Origin of the sequence: Gilliamella apicola (genome assembly GCF_000599985.1) — a bacterium.
Lineage (GTDB): Bacteria > Pseudomonadota > Gammaproteobacteria > Enterobacterales > Orbaceae > Gilliamella > Gilliamella apicola.
Map to the genome: position 1 here is coordinate 997,839 of NZ_CP007445.1, position 15,169 is coordinate 1,013,007.

The window sequence follows — 15,169 nt, forward strand, 5'->3', positions numbered from 1 at the left end:
CTGTTATTTTTATAATTTAATAAATTCAGATAATAACTCAATTCAACAGGACAATATAATTATGGACTATACTATTTATCCTTCAACCATTCCTGAAAACCAATTATTACGTATAGAAGAGGCTAAAGAGCTATATCGTCGTGCATTTGACAATCAGGTATATTATGCTGTCGGAGATCCTGATGAGTTAGTAAAACTTATTAAACATGCTTGGCAGTGGGATAAAAATGCAATGCCCTATTATTATGATCTTCTTCTTTGGCATGACGTATATGACAAAAAAGAAGGTAATATGTCATTTACTGAATTTATGAAAAAATATCGCGATCAGTTAGTTGATAGCACCGGCAAACCGCTAGTTGAACCGGTGGTATTTAAAGATCGTAAAATGCTTAGTTATTTATGGGATAAATTTGCTGACTTAAAATACCCAAAATTTGCTTTCCAAAAGGGGTGGGAATTTAGTCCTTGTGAATATGGTAATAATGAGGAATATATTCCATGCTCTGATGAACAATTAGAAGAGAGTATTAAATATTTCAATTATGCACTGGAAGGAGGTTATCACTGTTATGAGCATTTAACTGCAAGAATGCTGTTTCAACAAGGCGATCATTATAAAGATAAAGAATTCAAAAAAATTAATAAATTAATCGAATATCGTAAATCATTAACACCAGAAGATTTAAAACTGGCAATCGATTATGCCGAAATAATGGCTGAGCACAGCTCAATTATTGGTATATTAAGGGTGACTGAAGCCTATTTATATGGTTTAGGGCGTGAGCAAGATCCTGTAAAAGCCTATGCATGGTCACTATTAAGCGATTATACAAAACAAAAAATTATTGAAATCGATAATAATTTAGCATGGGATTATTATCAACTTTCTCCTGTTTGGGAATATAATAAGCAAATTCAAACTCGTTTAGAACAAATTCTTACCCCAGAACAAAAACAAGCTGCTCAAAATGAGTTAGCCGAATTAAAAACCAAAATTATTGATTGGAATTATAATCGTTGGAAAAGGCAAATTGATGATTTTCATCCTAAACCTTAATTTTTTGAAATATGCTAGGTAATAAACTTAAAGCTAGCTAATTATAGCCTATTAGGATATTGCAAATTTAAGTGAATGGAATTGAGGGTGAATAATAAAGTGAAACAATCAAAGTTCAAAAGATTATTGGTAATCAGCATTATTATGGCTATTGGTGGTTATTTTTTATATTTTCATCATTTATTTAAGCAAGACAGAGATTTTGGTTTTGTTGATACAGAAAATATAACCATGGACTATACTATTTACCTTTCTACCATTCCTGAAAACCAATTATTACGTATAGAAGAGGCTAAAGAGCTATATCGTCGTGCATTTGACAATCAGGTATATTATGCTGTCGGAGATCCTGATGAGTTAGTAAAACTTATTAAACATGCTTGGCAGTGGGATAAAAATGCAATGCCCTATTATTATGATCTTCTTCTTTGGCATGACGTATATGACAAAAAAGAAGGTAATATGTCATTTACTGAATTTATGAAAAAATATCGCGATCAGTTAGTTGATAATAGTGGCAAACCGTTAGTTGAACCTGTGGTATTTAAAGATCGTAAAATGCTTAGTTATTTGTCGAATAAATTTGCTGATTTAAAATACCCAAAATTTGCTTTCCAAAAGGGATGGAGATTTAGTCCGTGTAAAGGCGGTAATAATGAGGAATATATTTCATGCTCTGATGAACAATTAGAAGAGAGTATTAAATATTTCAATTATGCTTTAGAAGGAGGTTATCACTGTTATGAGCATTTGACTGCACGAATACTGTTTCAACAAGGTGCTCATTATAAAGATAAAGAATTTAAAAAAATTAATAAATTAATGGAATATCGTAAATCATTAATACCAGAAAGATTAAAACTGGCAATTGATTATGCCGAAATAATGGCTGAGCACAGCTCAATTATTGGTATATTAAGGGTGACCGAAGCCTATTTATATGGTTTAGGGCGTGAACAAGATCCAGTAAAGGCCTATGCATGGTCACTACTAAGCGATTATACAAAACAAAAAATTATTGAAATCGATAATAATTTAGCATGGGATTATTATCAGCTTTCTCCTGTTTGGGAATATAATAAGCAAATTCAAACTCGTTTAGAACAAATTCTTACCCCAGAACAAAAACAAGCTGCTCAAAATGAGTTAGCTGAGTTAAAAACCAAAATTATTGATTGGAATTATAATCGTTGGAAAAGGCAAATTGATGATTTTCATCCTAAACCTTAATTTTTTGAAATATGCTAGGTAATAAACTTAAAGCTAGCTAATTATAGCCTATTAGGATATTGCAAATTTAAGTGAATGGAATTGAGCGTGAATAATAAAGTGAAACAATCAAAGTTCAAAAGATTATTGGTAATCAGCATTATTATGGCTATTGGTGGTTATTTTTTATATTTTCATCATTTATTTAAGCAAGACAGAGATTTTGGTTTTGTTGATACAGAAAATATAACTATGGACTATACTATTTATCCTTCAACCATTCCTGAAAACCAATTATTACGTATAGAAGAAGCTGAGAGGCTATATCGTCGTGCATTTGACAATCAGGTATATTATGCTGTCGGAGATCCTGATGAGTTAGTAAAACTTATTAAACATGCTTGGCTGTGGGATAAAAATGCAATGCCCTATTATTATGATCTTCTTCTTTGGCATGACGTATATGACAAAAAAGAAGGTAATATGTCATTTACTGAATTTATGAAAAAATATCGCGATCAGTTAGTTGATAATGGTGGCAAACCGTTAGTTGAACCTGTGGTATTTAAAGATCGTAAAATGCTTAGTTATTTATGGGATAAATTTGCTGATTTAAAATACCCAAAATTTGCTTTCCAAAAGGGATGGAGATTTAGTCCGTGTAAAGGCGGTAATAATGAGGAATATATTCCATGCTCTGATGAACAATTAGAAGAGAGTATTAAATATTTCAATTATGCTCTGGACGGAGGTTATCACTGTTATGAGGATTTAGCAGCACGAATGCTGTTTCAACAAGGTGCTCATTATAAAGATAACGAATTCAAAAAAATTAATAAATTAACCGAATACCGTAAATCATTAATACCAGAAAGATTAAAACTGGCAATTGATTATGCCGAAATAATGGCTGAGCACAGCTCAATTATTGGTATATTAAGGGTGACTGAAGCCTATTTATATGGTTTAGGGCGTGAGCAAGATCCTGTAAAGGCCTATGCATGGTCACTATTAAGTGATTATGCAAAACAAAAAATTATTGAAATCGATAATAATTTAGCTTGGTATCGTCATCAGCTCCCTCCTGTTTGGGAATATAATAAGCAAATTCAAACTCGTTTAGAACAAATTCTTACCCCAGAACAAAAACAAGCCGCTCAAAATGAGTTAGCTGAGTTAAAAACCAAAATTATTGATTGGAATTATAATCGTTGGCAAGAGCAAATTGATGATTTTCATCCTAAACCTTAATTTTGGGAAATTTTTTATGGAACATTATAATTCGTACTAATGTAAGCCAGATCTGACTGTCATCTATTTTTTATCTGATGGTCAGATTGAAATAGTTTACTTTTCTTCCCAAATAATCTTGTCAAATAAATTTTTATTACAATTCTATTAAAGATCGTTACAATTTGCATACTAGGAAATATTTATAAATTTTTACAGTGATTTAGACATTCAATCTTATGTTTTTATTGTAATTATCGTTTATGGACATGGTCATTTTTTATTTCTTAAGATTTCAATGTAAAAAAATACAACAGAGTGACATTTGCTGATAAAAATTAATTATTATTAATGTTGTTATTTATACAGGTAATGCATAAAATCAATCTTAAGTAGTTTTAGAAAAGATATTTTTTGATGATAGGAATAGAGATATGATGAAATATAGTTTATTGTTTTTATCGGTTTTAAGTTGTTTGGGAGCTTCTGCTTATGCAAAACCACCTTCAATATGGGATTCAACCGAAAGTTGTAAAAGATTACGTGATTTGAAATTAGATAATGCAAAAGTAGTAAATACTGAGTTAATTGAAGGAAATTTCACGCCACCGTCCAAATTAGCAGATACATTACGAGGAGCGAAAGCTAAAGAAATCGTTGGGTTACCACAGATTTGCCGAGTTGAATTAACTATTGATCCTGCTATTAATGTTGAAGTATGGTTGCCAAGCCAATGGAATCATCGTTTACAATCAATTGGTGGTGGAGGATATGCAGGGTTTATACCATTTGATAAGTTAGCTGTAGCGGCTAAAAATGGTTATGTCACAGCGGCGACCGATACTGGACATGTAGGGAATCTGGTTGATGGTAAATTTGTCTTTAAAGATGGCAAATTACAAACTGATGCGGTAAGAGATTTTGCACATCGTAGTGTGCATGAAATGACGATAAAAACTAAACAAGTTATTGAATCATATTACGGTCAAGCTGCAGATTATTCATATTGGAATGGTTGTTCTACCGGTGGGCGGCAAGGACTAATGGAAGCGCAATGGTACCCAACTGATTATGATGGTTTATATATTGCAGCACCAGCAATCTATTGGGATAAATTTATACCTGCAGAAATATGGCCACAAGTTGTAATGCAACAAGAGTTAGGTAGACCTATCGGAAGTGATAAGCTAGATAAAGTTAGAAAAGCGATCATTGAATTTGCGGATGAAAAAGATGGCATTAAAGATGGAATAATTAATGATCCAACAGCATTAGAGATTAGTGATGATCTTCTTAATCAAGCAGGTCTAAATAAAGATGAAATTCGAACATTAAGAAAAATTTGGCAAGGTCCAACAGATCAAAATGGAAAGTCTTTATGGTTTAGTATTGAACCCACCGCGCCACTTGATGTATTAGCGGGTAATGAAGGACCTTTTCCTATACCAGTTGATTATTTGAAGTATTGGATTAAACAAGATCCTAATTTTGATTGGAAAGGTTTAGGATATAAAGGCTATGAAAAATATTTCAATCAATCAGTTAAAATGTTTGCTCCAATAATGGGAACTGATGATACAGATTTAAGTCAGTTTAAAAAATTAGGTGGAAAAATGATTATTTGGCATGGATTGGATGATCGTCTTATAGCTCCAAAAGGATCAATTCAATACTATAACGATGTATTGAAAACCATGGGCGGCAAAGAGAATGTAGATAATTTTGCGAAACTTTATTTAGCACCTGGTGTTGATCATTGTAATGGTGGTGATGGCCCAGATAAAATTAATGGTTTTGAAACATTAGTTAATTGGGTTGAGAAAAAACAAACACCAACGACTCTAATAGCTAAAAAAATAAAAAATGGTCAAGTCACCATGCAACGACCTTTATGTCAATATCCTCAACAAACAATATATACAGGTAACGGTGATACCAATAACCCTGAAAATTTTGTATGTAAATAATTCAGTAACTAGCTAACCTAAATATTGGGTTAGCTAGCTTTTTAATGCTTAAAGCGCACATTAGTTTCTTTTATGTTGAAATTAGCCTTTTATGTGTGCGCAAATAAGAGTTTTTGGCATCATCTATCTTTTATTTTAACCATTGAGTTTACAATGAAATGATATAGACTCCTGAATATTTTTTACATGATATAGCCGTTATAAATTTAAAAATGCATATAATCTAAAAATTTCTGAAGTACTTTAAGACAAAATCAATCTATAAAATTAGCTCTAAAAAATTTTCAATAAATCGCTGGTACAATCCCATTTGCTAGATACAAAATTTGATAGATATTTTTTTGTTGGCTAGCTGGTTTTTCCTTGAAAAAAGTAAACAAAGTATATTGCCATTTGTCGGGATTATAGATGACGACATTGCCTACCTGATCTTGGTGTTTAGTTATTTTGAAACTAAAATTTTTCAGTTTAGCTTGCACAGGTATAGCATGATGTTCTTCTAATACATACTTTTAAAGGTAAACTTACATTATTAATTTCGGAACTTTTATTTCAGTTTCTGGTTATTGAAACGAAAAAATATTGCCTTGAATCCACAGAAATTATTATTAAACGAACCTGTGATATATCTAATGCAATTCATCATCATTATTATGATGAAGTAATTACTTTTGAAAAATTTAAACATCCTGATTATCTTTTAACAAAAACTGAAAATTTACCGATTGCTTTTTTACAAAGTCAATCAATTGAGACGCCCGATCTTTTACCAATATTTATCAATAATGATGAACATTGCCCATTAAGAACCAAAACGCTTACTTTAAATTATCCATCCGAAAATCTTATTACGGTTGATTCTTTAAGCCAAATATTAAATCTTGTCGAAAAAGGACAAGGTATAGCATTGTTGCCAATTTTTTTAATGAAAGATAAATTCAAAACCATTAATAATCATTGCGACTTTGTTAAATATTATGGTTATCAACATAATGGCGTTTAATTTTTACTAAAATCGTATTATTTTTGAGATAACTTACTGTGATATTGTCGACGGTATTCGGTTGGTGAACGTTCGGTTTTTTTTCTAAAAATTCGACAAAAATAGTTACTATCTTTAAAACCTGAAGCATGGGCAATCTCTTTTATATTTAAATCATAGTTTTTAAGCAATGATTTGGCATATTCTAAACGGATTTGATTTAAATATTCATTCAGTCCAATCTTTCCTTCACGTTGGAATAAATGTGATAAGTAATTAGGAGAGATATAGAACATTTTCGCTAAAAAGTCGCGTGTCACATCTTCTCGAAAATGCGTATCAATATACTGGCGAATCGCTTCAAATAAACTGGTGGTTTTTGAGGCGGTTTCAATATCGGCGTTGAGCAAATCAAGCGTATTACTAAGTAAGCTTTGAATAAGAAAATAAGCGGTTTGATTCTGTTCTGACGGTTGGTTATGCCAAGTAAGTTCCGCAATCGCTTGAATAATAAAGGTACCAACACGTGGCCCGCGTCTTGCAATATTGAGTTGACCTTTAGGAATTATCTGCGCGCCATCCCAATGTAATAAACTCAGACCAATTTGTTGTTTACCAAATAAAATACTTAAAATGGTAACAGGCTTTTGCCACAGAGGTTTATTCCAACTATTAGAGGTCACATAGAGAATATCATTGGGATACAAAGTATTACTGATTTGTTCACCTCTATCATTTGCCCATAATATTTTTTGTTGACCTTTGATAATGATCTCTATACGAGGAAAATTAACTTGGTAAGAAAGAACAGGAGCTAATGAAGAATTATTGGCAAAATATATCTTATTGATATTGATAATTTTGTTTGCAAATTGTTTCAGTATTTGTTCAATAGATAAATCCATAAAAACACTCCAGCTAAATTAATTTATACTAGCCAAATTTTTTATATAACAATTGGTTAGACAGCATAATCTGAGGTGAACACATGATGTGCGACATAAAGTAGGTGCATAGTAGGAAAGGGCAACAATATTTTTGATTAATAATGGAAAAATTATCCTGATTCAATTGCTGTTTTACCATTAATTTTATAGATGAAATAAAACCATAATTTATCATGTTTTATTTCTATTTTGTAGTGACACTATTTTCACTTTTTAATCTTTAATATACACAACATTGCAATTTATGACATTTAAAAATATAAACATAGCATTGTTTCAATATTTATAGTAATTAATTCTATTATTTTTTGATTATGTGATCAGAGTCTCATTTTTATTTATAGCATACAAAAATCCAGTAAATGACAGATTCGTCTTCTAGGTTTTTGAATAAATATTCTTTACTATCATAATATTATTCATGTACTACTTTTTTTATGTAAAGATTAATTATCCAAGTTAGGAGTTCAATATGGAACTATATTTAGATACAGCCGATATTGAGGCAATTAAGCGTTTAGCACCCGTGTTACCAATTAATGGGGTAACAACAAACCCGAGTATTGTGGCAAAGTCAGGTAAAGCCATTTTTGCGTTGTTAGATGAGTTGCAAGATGTATTAGGTTACGATAAGTTGCTATTTGCACAAGTGCTAGCAAGTGATGCAAAAGGGATGATTAAAGAAGCCAAACAACTTAGAGAAGTCGTACCGTCCATTGTGATTAAAATTCCCGTTAATGCACAAGGTTTAATTGCTATTAAGGAGTTAACTCAACAGGGAATTACAACGTTAGGAACAGCAGTCTATGGTGCTGTGCAAGGATTTTTGGCGGCACTTGCCGGTGCGAAATACATAGCTCCCTATGTGAATCGCATTGATGCTCAAGGTGGCAACAGTAAAGATACGGTTTTAGAATTACAAAAGTTGCTTGATTTGCATTGCCCTGAATCAGTGGTGTTAGCAGCAAGTTTTAGAACACCAAGACAAGCATTAGACTGCATGTTAGCGGGTTGTAAAGCTATTACCTTACCTGTAAATGTGGCAGAATTATTTATCTCTGATCCTGCAGTTGAAGCGGCAGTGGCTAAGTTTGATCAAGATTGGTGTAGCGCATTTGGTGCATTAGAATATTAATTCTATCTTGTAAGCTATTTTTTAGGTTAGTAATATTCTTTATTTGTATAAATCTTATTTTATTAAATTTAAGTGGAACAAATGAGTTTTATTTTTAAACTGAAAGATAGCGTTTTTTTTGATATTTTGCTGTATGATAATTCAATATTCAAAAGCAACAATATCCATAAAAAATATAAGGATTTAACTAATGGCAGATACTCATCAAAAATCAAAAAAATTCATTGTTAATGCGTTATTAACGGTATTAAAAGTTGAAACCATTTCACCGAGCTTTATACGTGTACAGTTTAGTAGTAATAAACCGTTTACAGTTGATCCTGCGTGGGTTTGTCCTCATGTTAAATTGCTTTTTCCTGAACCAGTCTCAGGCGAAATTTTATTTCCTAAACTAGATGAAGATAATAAGATTGTGGTAAGTGATAAAGTTCGACAATTGGCGCGCAGTTATAGTGTACGTGAATTTGATGATGTGACTAATCAGTTATTTGTTGATTTTGCGATTCATGAAGGTGGTTTGGCTACTGTTTGGTCAAGACAAGCTAAAGTTGGAGATCAGATCGGTTTGGTCGGTTCTGCCGGTAAACTGTCGTTTAATGATGATTGTTTGGTTTTGATGGGAGATATTTCAGCCGCACCAGCAATCTGTTATACACTAGAACATTTACCTGAAAAGCAAAAAGTTTATGCATTTATTCAGGTTAATCATGCTAATGATATTGTGCCACTACCAGATAATGAAAATGTGCAAGTTAGATGGTTAATTTTAGATAATATTAACCCAGATCAACTAGTCGATGCAGTAATAAATACTGAATTTGACGAACAAGATGAAGTTATGTTTTGGGGCGGAATGGAAAGTTCATTAGCACAGCAATTACGGCGAGCACTAAAAGATAAATATACTCAGCTCGCACCAGAAAAAATTCATATCACGAGCTATTGGCGTAAGGGTTATGCTGAAGGTGAGTTTAAGCATCGTGACTAATTAATCATAATAGATATTATGAATATTTTAGCGCATTTGCATTTAGCTTCATTAGTTAGTAGTTCATTAATTGGCAATACAGTAGCAGATTTTGTTAAAGGTGATCCTTATATAACTTATGCTAACGATATTGCCGATGGGATTATGTTACATCGCAAAATCGATAACATGACCGATAGTTTGCTAGAAGTGAAGCAAGCAAAATTATTGTTTCGCCAAACACATCGGCGGGTGGCGTCAATTGCATTGGATATCGTGTGGGATCACTTTTTATCAAAACAGTGGTTGACCTTTGGCATTATGGGAACTGTTAGGGAATTTAATCAATATACTAAACAGCAAATCCAACCTTTTATTACTCAATATCCAATTGATTATCAGAATTTTATGCAAGCTATGTGGCAAGGTGAATGGCTAGAAAACTATGCCTCAATTGATTTTATTGAAAAGGTATTAAGTGGTATGGCAAAGAGAAGACCCAAACTCTTTTTATTGAAAGAAAACATCATTGATATTCAGCAAAATTATTCTGAGTTAAAAGCATTATTTGCTATTTTATATCCTAAGATAAGCACTGCAGTGGTCTCGTCCAAATTTATTTTATAAAGATTTTAACTATCGGTATAAAATTAGCTTAGTAACATAAACCGATAGTTAAAGAACATTTCTTGATAATCAATTAGGAATAATTAGTTCACCATTTTGTTTCTTGATGATATCGTTCCTGTTAGGTGATTGTAATATAGGTACTAAATTTTGGGCAGTAGCATCAGGTGTTAATGTAACTTTTCCTACGCGAGGCTTAGCATGAATCACTTGACTGTCTGGTAATGTTGCATTATTTGTTAAATTAGCCCACAACCACTCCATCGCATCCTCACCATAATAATCAATAGAGACAAGTGAATTATCAAATGGTGGTTTGCCTTCTAAATAACTACTATTTTTTACCTCAATGTAACGTAATTGTGAATTGTTACCTTCCACTTTACTGTTTAAAGCTACGTAAGCGCGAGATGTATAATTTGGTAGTTGTTTTACATTGTTGCGACCATGGATGATAAATGTCTTAATTCCATTTAAATTAGCAGAAGCAGAAACTTGTTTCATACCATTTTTAACTCGAGTATCTTTTAATTTATTATATAAACAAATTGCTCCTTTACTATTGTAGTCAATTTCATCTTTACTATCGGAACTTGAATAGAAATCTCTTCTTGGTGAATGCATGTCTTGATTATTGACAAGAGCCAACATGGTAGATTCATCTCCTAGCCATACCGGAAGTTGTCCATTTGCCAATCCCCATAATTGCTGGAATTCTATTTCGGATAAAGGTTCAACTTTACCTACATAAAGAATTGGATTTTTTTGGGTGCTCGCGACTGAATAATTACACATATCTTCTATAACGTCATAACGGCCATAGGCACTAATATATTGATAAGGTAAAGCTACTGTTTCTTTGAAATAAAAATATGGAAGTTGTCTATCCATTTCTGGTGTCCAACCATATTGACGTAATTTTTCAAGTGCTTCTTTTGGAGTCCCATGAATTAATAATTGTGCCTTTTTTAACGCATCACAACGATTTTGCGCATAGGTATAATTATCTGCAAAAGGCAAATTGATATCTTTATTACTACTAATAATCGCTGGAACGGCGCAAGGAATATATAATGATGCATAAGTACTATATTCAGCTATTGAAAGATATTCAATTTTTGTAGGTGGTTTTTCACCGACTTTTACAGTTACAGGTATTGTTTCAGAATAAGGAGTAATTTGTGGGTTAACTGCCACAATACCTTTTATCGTATTATTTTTATCTAGCTCTCCAGCTTTTAAAGCTGCCCCTGCGCCATCAGATGCACCATAAACTAATACTAACGTATTATCTTTATCAAATATGACTTTTTGAGTTTCTGAAAAGTGAGTGTTGATTTGGTGAAAAGCAAACTCAATTGATTTTAAGACATATTCTCCCCAACGTTCTTCAGAATTTTGTTTTGAATGCAGTTGTTTTATTGCATAGCGATCAGGATAGGTTTTTACATACTGCTCCCTATTTTTTATTTTTGGTTCAAACAGCAAATTATCTGATTTTATTTTTCCATCAATCGTAAAACCATATTGATTAGTTATATCATAAATACCATTCCCTAACCCCTTATCATTATAAACAACTGCACAGTTATGACGAAGTCCCCATAGCCCTCTAATTTGTATATCATATGCATTAAATAACCCATCAGAATTAGTTGATGGTACTGCAACAATACATGGTTTATTTTTATCAAAATCCAATGGGATTTGTACTAATAACCCTATACGTTCCTTGTTATTTTCGAAAGTTGCTAATACCTCAGTGCCCGCTATTCTGCCATCAAATAAAGGTGTAAGATTTTTTCTTTGAAAACCAAAAAGTGTTCCTTCTCCTGTTTTGGTATCAATAAAACGATTCAATTTTAGTTTTCTAAGTTCTTGTGTGGTTGGTCGCTCTGGATCTGCAATGGTTGGTTTAATTATGAGTGTTGATAAAGCCGTGAATCCTAAACCTGCTGTCACTAAGTCATCGGTCTCACCGTCATAGTTAGTCGAACTTTCAATTGTTATCCCGGTTGGATAATCGATGAGGTTCATCTCTTCACGAGATATATTTAACCGTGAATCACTTTTAGCTTGAGCTACAAAAGGAATAATAGTTGAGGTAAAACATATTAACGATACCAATATTTTTATTTTTATATTTTTAATTCTCATTGTACATATTTCCTTTCTTAACAACCAAATTATTTTAGATAGAACTATCAAGATATTATTTTGCTTATTTTAAACAAAATAATCTTAATTTTTAACTTGATGATTAAATATTTTATTTTTTTGATTATTGGGTAAATTAAGAACACAAAGTGTCCAAAATGCCGCAATGATTCTTTCGGACAATCGTCTTTTTTGCACGCAAATGCCCACATCAAATGGTTCCATTAAATTGGTTGACCATTCGGTTATTCGCTCTCTAATTCTTTCAGGACTGTTTTCCATTACCACTTTAGGCAACAATGCTACGCCACATCCCAATGCGACCATTGATACAATTGCTTCGTGTCCAGCAACAGTGGCATAAATTTTGGGGCTGATTATTTTTTGTTGTTTAAACCAAAGATCAATTCGGTGTCGACTTGGTCCATGTTCAGGTAAAATAAAAGGAATATTATGCCAATCAGGCTGTTTTTGATGAAGTTTATCACTAAATGAACTGTTCAGCTTTGGTATCAACAGTACCATTTCAATTTCACCAAATTTTAAGAATTCAACACCAGCAGGTAATTGTTTGGGTTTACCAGCGATCGCTAAGTCAGCAAGGTTTGATTGAACTTTCTCAACGGCATCGGCCGCATCGCCTGTCGATAACTTAATTTCAACCTGAGGATAATGAATACGGAATCTATCAAGTATTTCAGGTAAATGGCTATAAGCAGCTGTAACTGAACAAAAAAGGGTAAGTTCTCCGACTAATTGCTGATCTGATTGATCTAAATCTTGCCTTACTTGTTGATGTAGATTCACAACTTGTTGAGCAAAGCGTTTTACTTTTTCACCTTCAGATGTAATTTGTACTTGGCGATTATCTCGAATAAATAAGGTATGACCAAAATGCTCTTCCATACGTTGGATCTGTCTTGATAGCGTTGATGGACTTACGTGCATAGCATCGGCAGTCATACCAAAATGACAAGTTTCACATAAATGTAAGTACAATTTTAGATCACGGATATTCATAACAAGTTCCATTTTTATACTGAAACGTTAGTGTAATCTGAAACTTCTTGTCAAAAAGACAAATAACAGCTAACAACATTTAAGTTAAACATTATGCATAGATACACAAATAAGGCAAATGACATCATTTATAACATCAATGGCAAAACAGTTACAGACCTGTTAAAATACGCGATTATTTTGTGTTGATTAAAACAGTTAATTTTATGACAGAACAAGCTTATTTAGATGAGGTGAATGCACGTCGCACTTTTGCTATCATCTCGCATCCTGATGCAGGTAAAACAACCATTACGGAAAAAGTGCTATTATTTGGACAGGCGATTCAAACAGCGGGTACGGTTAAAGGTCGAGGTGCGAATGCTCAACATGCCAAGTCTGACTGGATGGAGATGGAAAAACAGCGTGGTATTTCAATTACCACATCGGTTATGCAGTTTCCTTATAACAATTGTTTAGTTAACTTATTAGATACTCCAGGGCATGAAGACTTCTCAGAAGATACTTACCGTACTTTAACAGCGGTTGATAGTTGCTTAATGGTTATTGATGCGGCAAAAGGGGTCGAAGATCGTACTCGCAAATTGATGGAAGTTACTCGTTTGCGTACCACGCCAATTTTAACCTTTATGAATAAGCTTGACCGTGATATTCGTGATCCGATGGAATTGCTTGATGAAGTTGAAAATGAACTCAATATCATGTGTGCACCAATCACATGGCCAATTGGGTGTGGTAAGCTATTTAAAGGTGTTTATCATTTAGCTAAGGATGAAACGTACCTGTATCAATCTGGTCAAGGTCATACCATTCAAGAAGTTCGAATTATTAAAGGTTTAACAAATCCTGATTTAGATGTTGCTGTAGGCGATGACTTAGCTAAGCAATTGCGAGAAGAGTTAGAATTAGTGCAAGGCGCATCAAATGAATTTGATCTAGAAGCTTTCTTATCAGGCGATTTAACGCCAGTCTTTTTTGGTACCGCATTAGGTAATTTTGGTGTCGATCATATGTTGGATGGTTTAACGGCTTGGGCACCGACACCGCAACCTCGTCAAACTGATAAACGTGAAGTTGAATCATCAGAAGAAAAATTTAGCGGTTTTGTATTTAAAATTCAAGCCAATATGGATCCAAAACATCGTGACCGTGTGGCATTTATGCGCATTGTATCGGGTAGATACGAAAAAGGGATGAAGTTGCGTCATGTTCGATTGGCTAAAGATGTTAATATTTCTGATGCATTAACCTTTATGGCTGGCGATCGTGAGCATGTTGAAGAAGCTTACGCTGGCGATATTATTGGTTTACACAATCATGGCACAATTCAAATTGGTGATACTTTCACCCAAGGTGAAGATTTCAAATTTACTGGTATTCCTAACTTTGCACCAGAACTGTTCCGTCGCATCCGCTTAAAAGATCCGCTTAAGCAAAAACAGCTATTAAAAGGATTGGTACAACTGTCAGAAGAGGGTGCTGTGCAAGTATTTCGTCCAATCACTAACAATGATTTAATTGTCGGTGCTGTTGGTGTACTTCAGTTTGATGTGGTGGTTGCACGCTTGAAATCTGAATATAATGTTGAGGCAATTTATGAACCAGTTAATGTCACAACAGCGCGTTGGGTTGAGTGTAGCGATGTGAAGAAACTTGAAGAGTTTAAACGCAAATGTGAGCAAAATTTAGCATTAGATGGCGGTGATAACTTATCTTATATTGCGCCAAGTATGGTTAATTTGAATTTAACCCAAGAGAGGTATCCTGATGTTGAATTTAGAAAGACACGTGAACATTAATCTTTTTTGGAGCACATGTGCTAATAATTAAAGAGCTGGTTTGCCAGCTCTTTTGCTATATTTAAAAGG

Annotated in this window: 11 protein-coding genes and 1 pseudogene; 8 read left to right on the top strand and 4 right to left on the bottom strand. The window is 33.1% G+C overall.

Annotated elements, in window-relative coordinates:
* Window positions 1–61 precede the first annotated feature (61 nt).
* The 4 genes from GAPWK_RS04565 (at window position 62) to GAPWK_RS04580 (ending at window position 5,466) form a co-directional block, all read left to right on the top strand.
* The gene (locus GAPWK_RS04565) at window positions 62–1,060 is read left to right on the top strand and encodes a hypothetical protein (protein ID WP_148296397.1); all 999 of its coding nucleotides are present in this window, start codon (window positions 62–64) and stop codon (window positions 1,058–1,060) included.
* Between the two features lie 99 nt (window positions 1,061–1,159).
* Window positions 1,160–2,290, top strand: coding sequence for a hypothetical protein (locus tag GAPWK_RS04570; RefSeq protein ID WP_238551144.1), 1,131 nt, complete (start codon window positions 1,160–1,162; stop codon window positions 2,288–2,290).
* 87 nt (window positions 2,291–2,377) lie between these two features.
* On the top strand, window positions 2,378–3,520 hold the full coding sequence (locus tag GAPWK_RS04575) for a hypothetical protein (RefSeq protein WP_038517205.1): 1,143 nt from the start codon (window positions 2,378–2,380) through the stop codon (window positions 3,518–3,520).
* Window positions 3,521–3,933: 413 nt separating this feature from the next.
* A complete protein-coding gene (locus GAPWK_RS04580; RefSeq protein ID WP_025315095.1) occupies window positions 3,934–5,466 on the top strand; it encodes a tannase/feruloyl esterase family alpha/beta hydrolase in 1,533 nt (510 codons plus the stop codon).
* A 284-nt stretch (window positions 5,467–5,750) separates the two neighbouring features.
* On the opposite strand, the pseudogene GAPWK_RS15490 reads toward GAPWK_RS04580, so the two are convergent.
* Window positions 5,751–5,966, bottom strand: a pseudogene (locus GAPWK_RS15490) (DUF4865 family protein); the annotation flags it as partial.
* A 520-nt stretch (window positions 5,967–6,486) separates the two neighbouring features.
* Complete coding sequence (locus tag GAPWK_RS04590) at window positions 6,487–7,353, bottom strand: helix-turn-helix domain-containing protein (protein ID WP_025315097.1); 867 nt, start codon at window positions 7,351–7,353, stop codon at window positions 6,487–6,489.
* 514 nt (window positions 7,354–7,867) lie between these two features.
* Between GAPWK_RS04590 and fsa the strand changes: the two genes are divergently transcribed.
* The 3 genes from fsa (at window position 7,868) to GAPWK_RS04605 (ending at window position 10,124) form a co-directional block, all read left to right on the top strand.
* Entirely contained in the window at window positions 7,868–8,530 is a 663-nt protein-coding gene (fsa, locus tag GAPWK_RS04595; protein WP_025315098.1) for a fructose-6-phosphate aldolase, read from the top strand.
* Window positions 8,531–8,720: 190 nt separating this feature from the next.
* On the top strand, window positions 8,721–9,518 hold the full coding sequence (locus GAPWK_RS04600; protein ID WP_025315099.1) for a siderophore-interacting protein: 798 nt from the start codon (window positions 8,721–8,723) through the stop codon (window positions 9,516–9,518).
* Between the two features lie 18 nt (window positions 9,519–9,536).
* On the top strand, window positions 9,537–10,124 hold the full coding sequence (locus tag GAPWK_RS04605) for an acyl carrier protein phosphodiesterase (protein WP_025315100.1): 588 nt from the start codon (window positions 9,537–9,539) through the stop codon (window positions 10,122–10,124).
* Between the two features lie 69 nt (window positions 10,125–10,193).
* On the opposite strand, the gene GAPWK_RS04610 is transcribed toward GAPWK_RS04605, so the two are convergent.
* The gene (locus GAPWK_RS04610; protein WP_025315101.1) at window positions 10,194–12,281 is read right to left on the bottom strand and encodes a 3-hydroxybutyrate oligomer hydrolase family protein; all 2,088 of its coding nucleotides are present in this window, start codon (window positions 12,279–12,281) and stop codon (window positions 10,194–10,196) included.
* Between the two features lie 84 nt (window positions 12,282–12,365).
* Window positions 12,366–13,301, bottom strand: coding sequence for an HTH-type transcriptional activator IlvY (gene ilvY / locus GAPWK_RS04615; protein ID WP_025315102.1), 936 nt, complete (start codon window positions 13,299–13,301; stop codon window positions 12,366–12,368).
* Between the two features lie 206 nt (window positions 13,302–13,507).
* On the opposite strand from ilvY, the gene prfC reads away from it, so the two are divergent.
* On the top strand, window positions 13,508–15,100 hold the full coding sequence (prfC, locus tag GAPWK_RS04620; protein ID WP_025315103.1) for a peptide chain release factor 3: 1,593 nt from the start codon (window positions 13,508–13,510) through the stop codon (window positions 15,098–15,100).
* Window positions 15,101–15,169: the final 69 nt, after the last annotated feature.

Excerpts from the sequence above, each read along its gene's own strand:
- GAPWK_RS04565 (WP_148296397.1), top strand. The coding sequence starts at position 62 with ATGGACTATACTATTTATCCTTCAACCATTCCTGAAAACCAATTATTA.
- ilvY (WP_025315102.1), bottom strand. The coding sequence starts at position 13,301 with ATGAATATCCGTGATCTAAAATTGTACTTACATTTATGTGAAACTTGT.
- prfC (WP_025315103.1), top strand. The coding sequence starts at position 13,508 with ATGACAGAACAAGCTTATTTAGATGAGGTGAATGCACGTCGCACTTTT.
- GAPWK_RS04580 (WP_025315095.1), top strand. The coding sequence starts at position 3,934 with ATGATGAAATATAGTTTATTGTTTTTATCGGTTTTAAGTTGTTTGGGA.
- GAPWK_RS04600 (WP_025315099.1), top strand. The coding sequence starts at position 8,721 with ATGGCAGATACTCATCAAAAATCAAAAAAATTCATTGTTAATGCGTTA.
- fsa (WP_025315098.1), top strand. The coding sequence starts at position 7,868 with ATGGAACTATATTTAGATACAGCCGATATTGAGGCAATTAAGCGTTTA.
- GAPWK_RS04590 (WP_025315097.1), bottom strand. The coding sequence starts at position 7,353 with ATGGATTTATCTATTGAACAAATACTGAAACAATTTGCAAACAAAATT.
- GAPWK_RS04610 (WP_025315101.1), bottom strand. The coding sequence starts at position 12,281 with ATGAGAATTAAAAATATAAAAATAAAAATATTGGTATCGTTAATATGT.
- GAPWK_RS04605 (WP_025315100.1), top strand. The coding sequence starts at position 9,537 with ATGAATATTTTAGCGCATTTGCATTTAGCTTCATTAGTTAGTAGTTCA.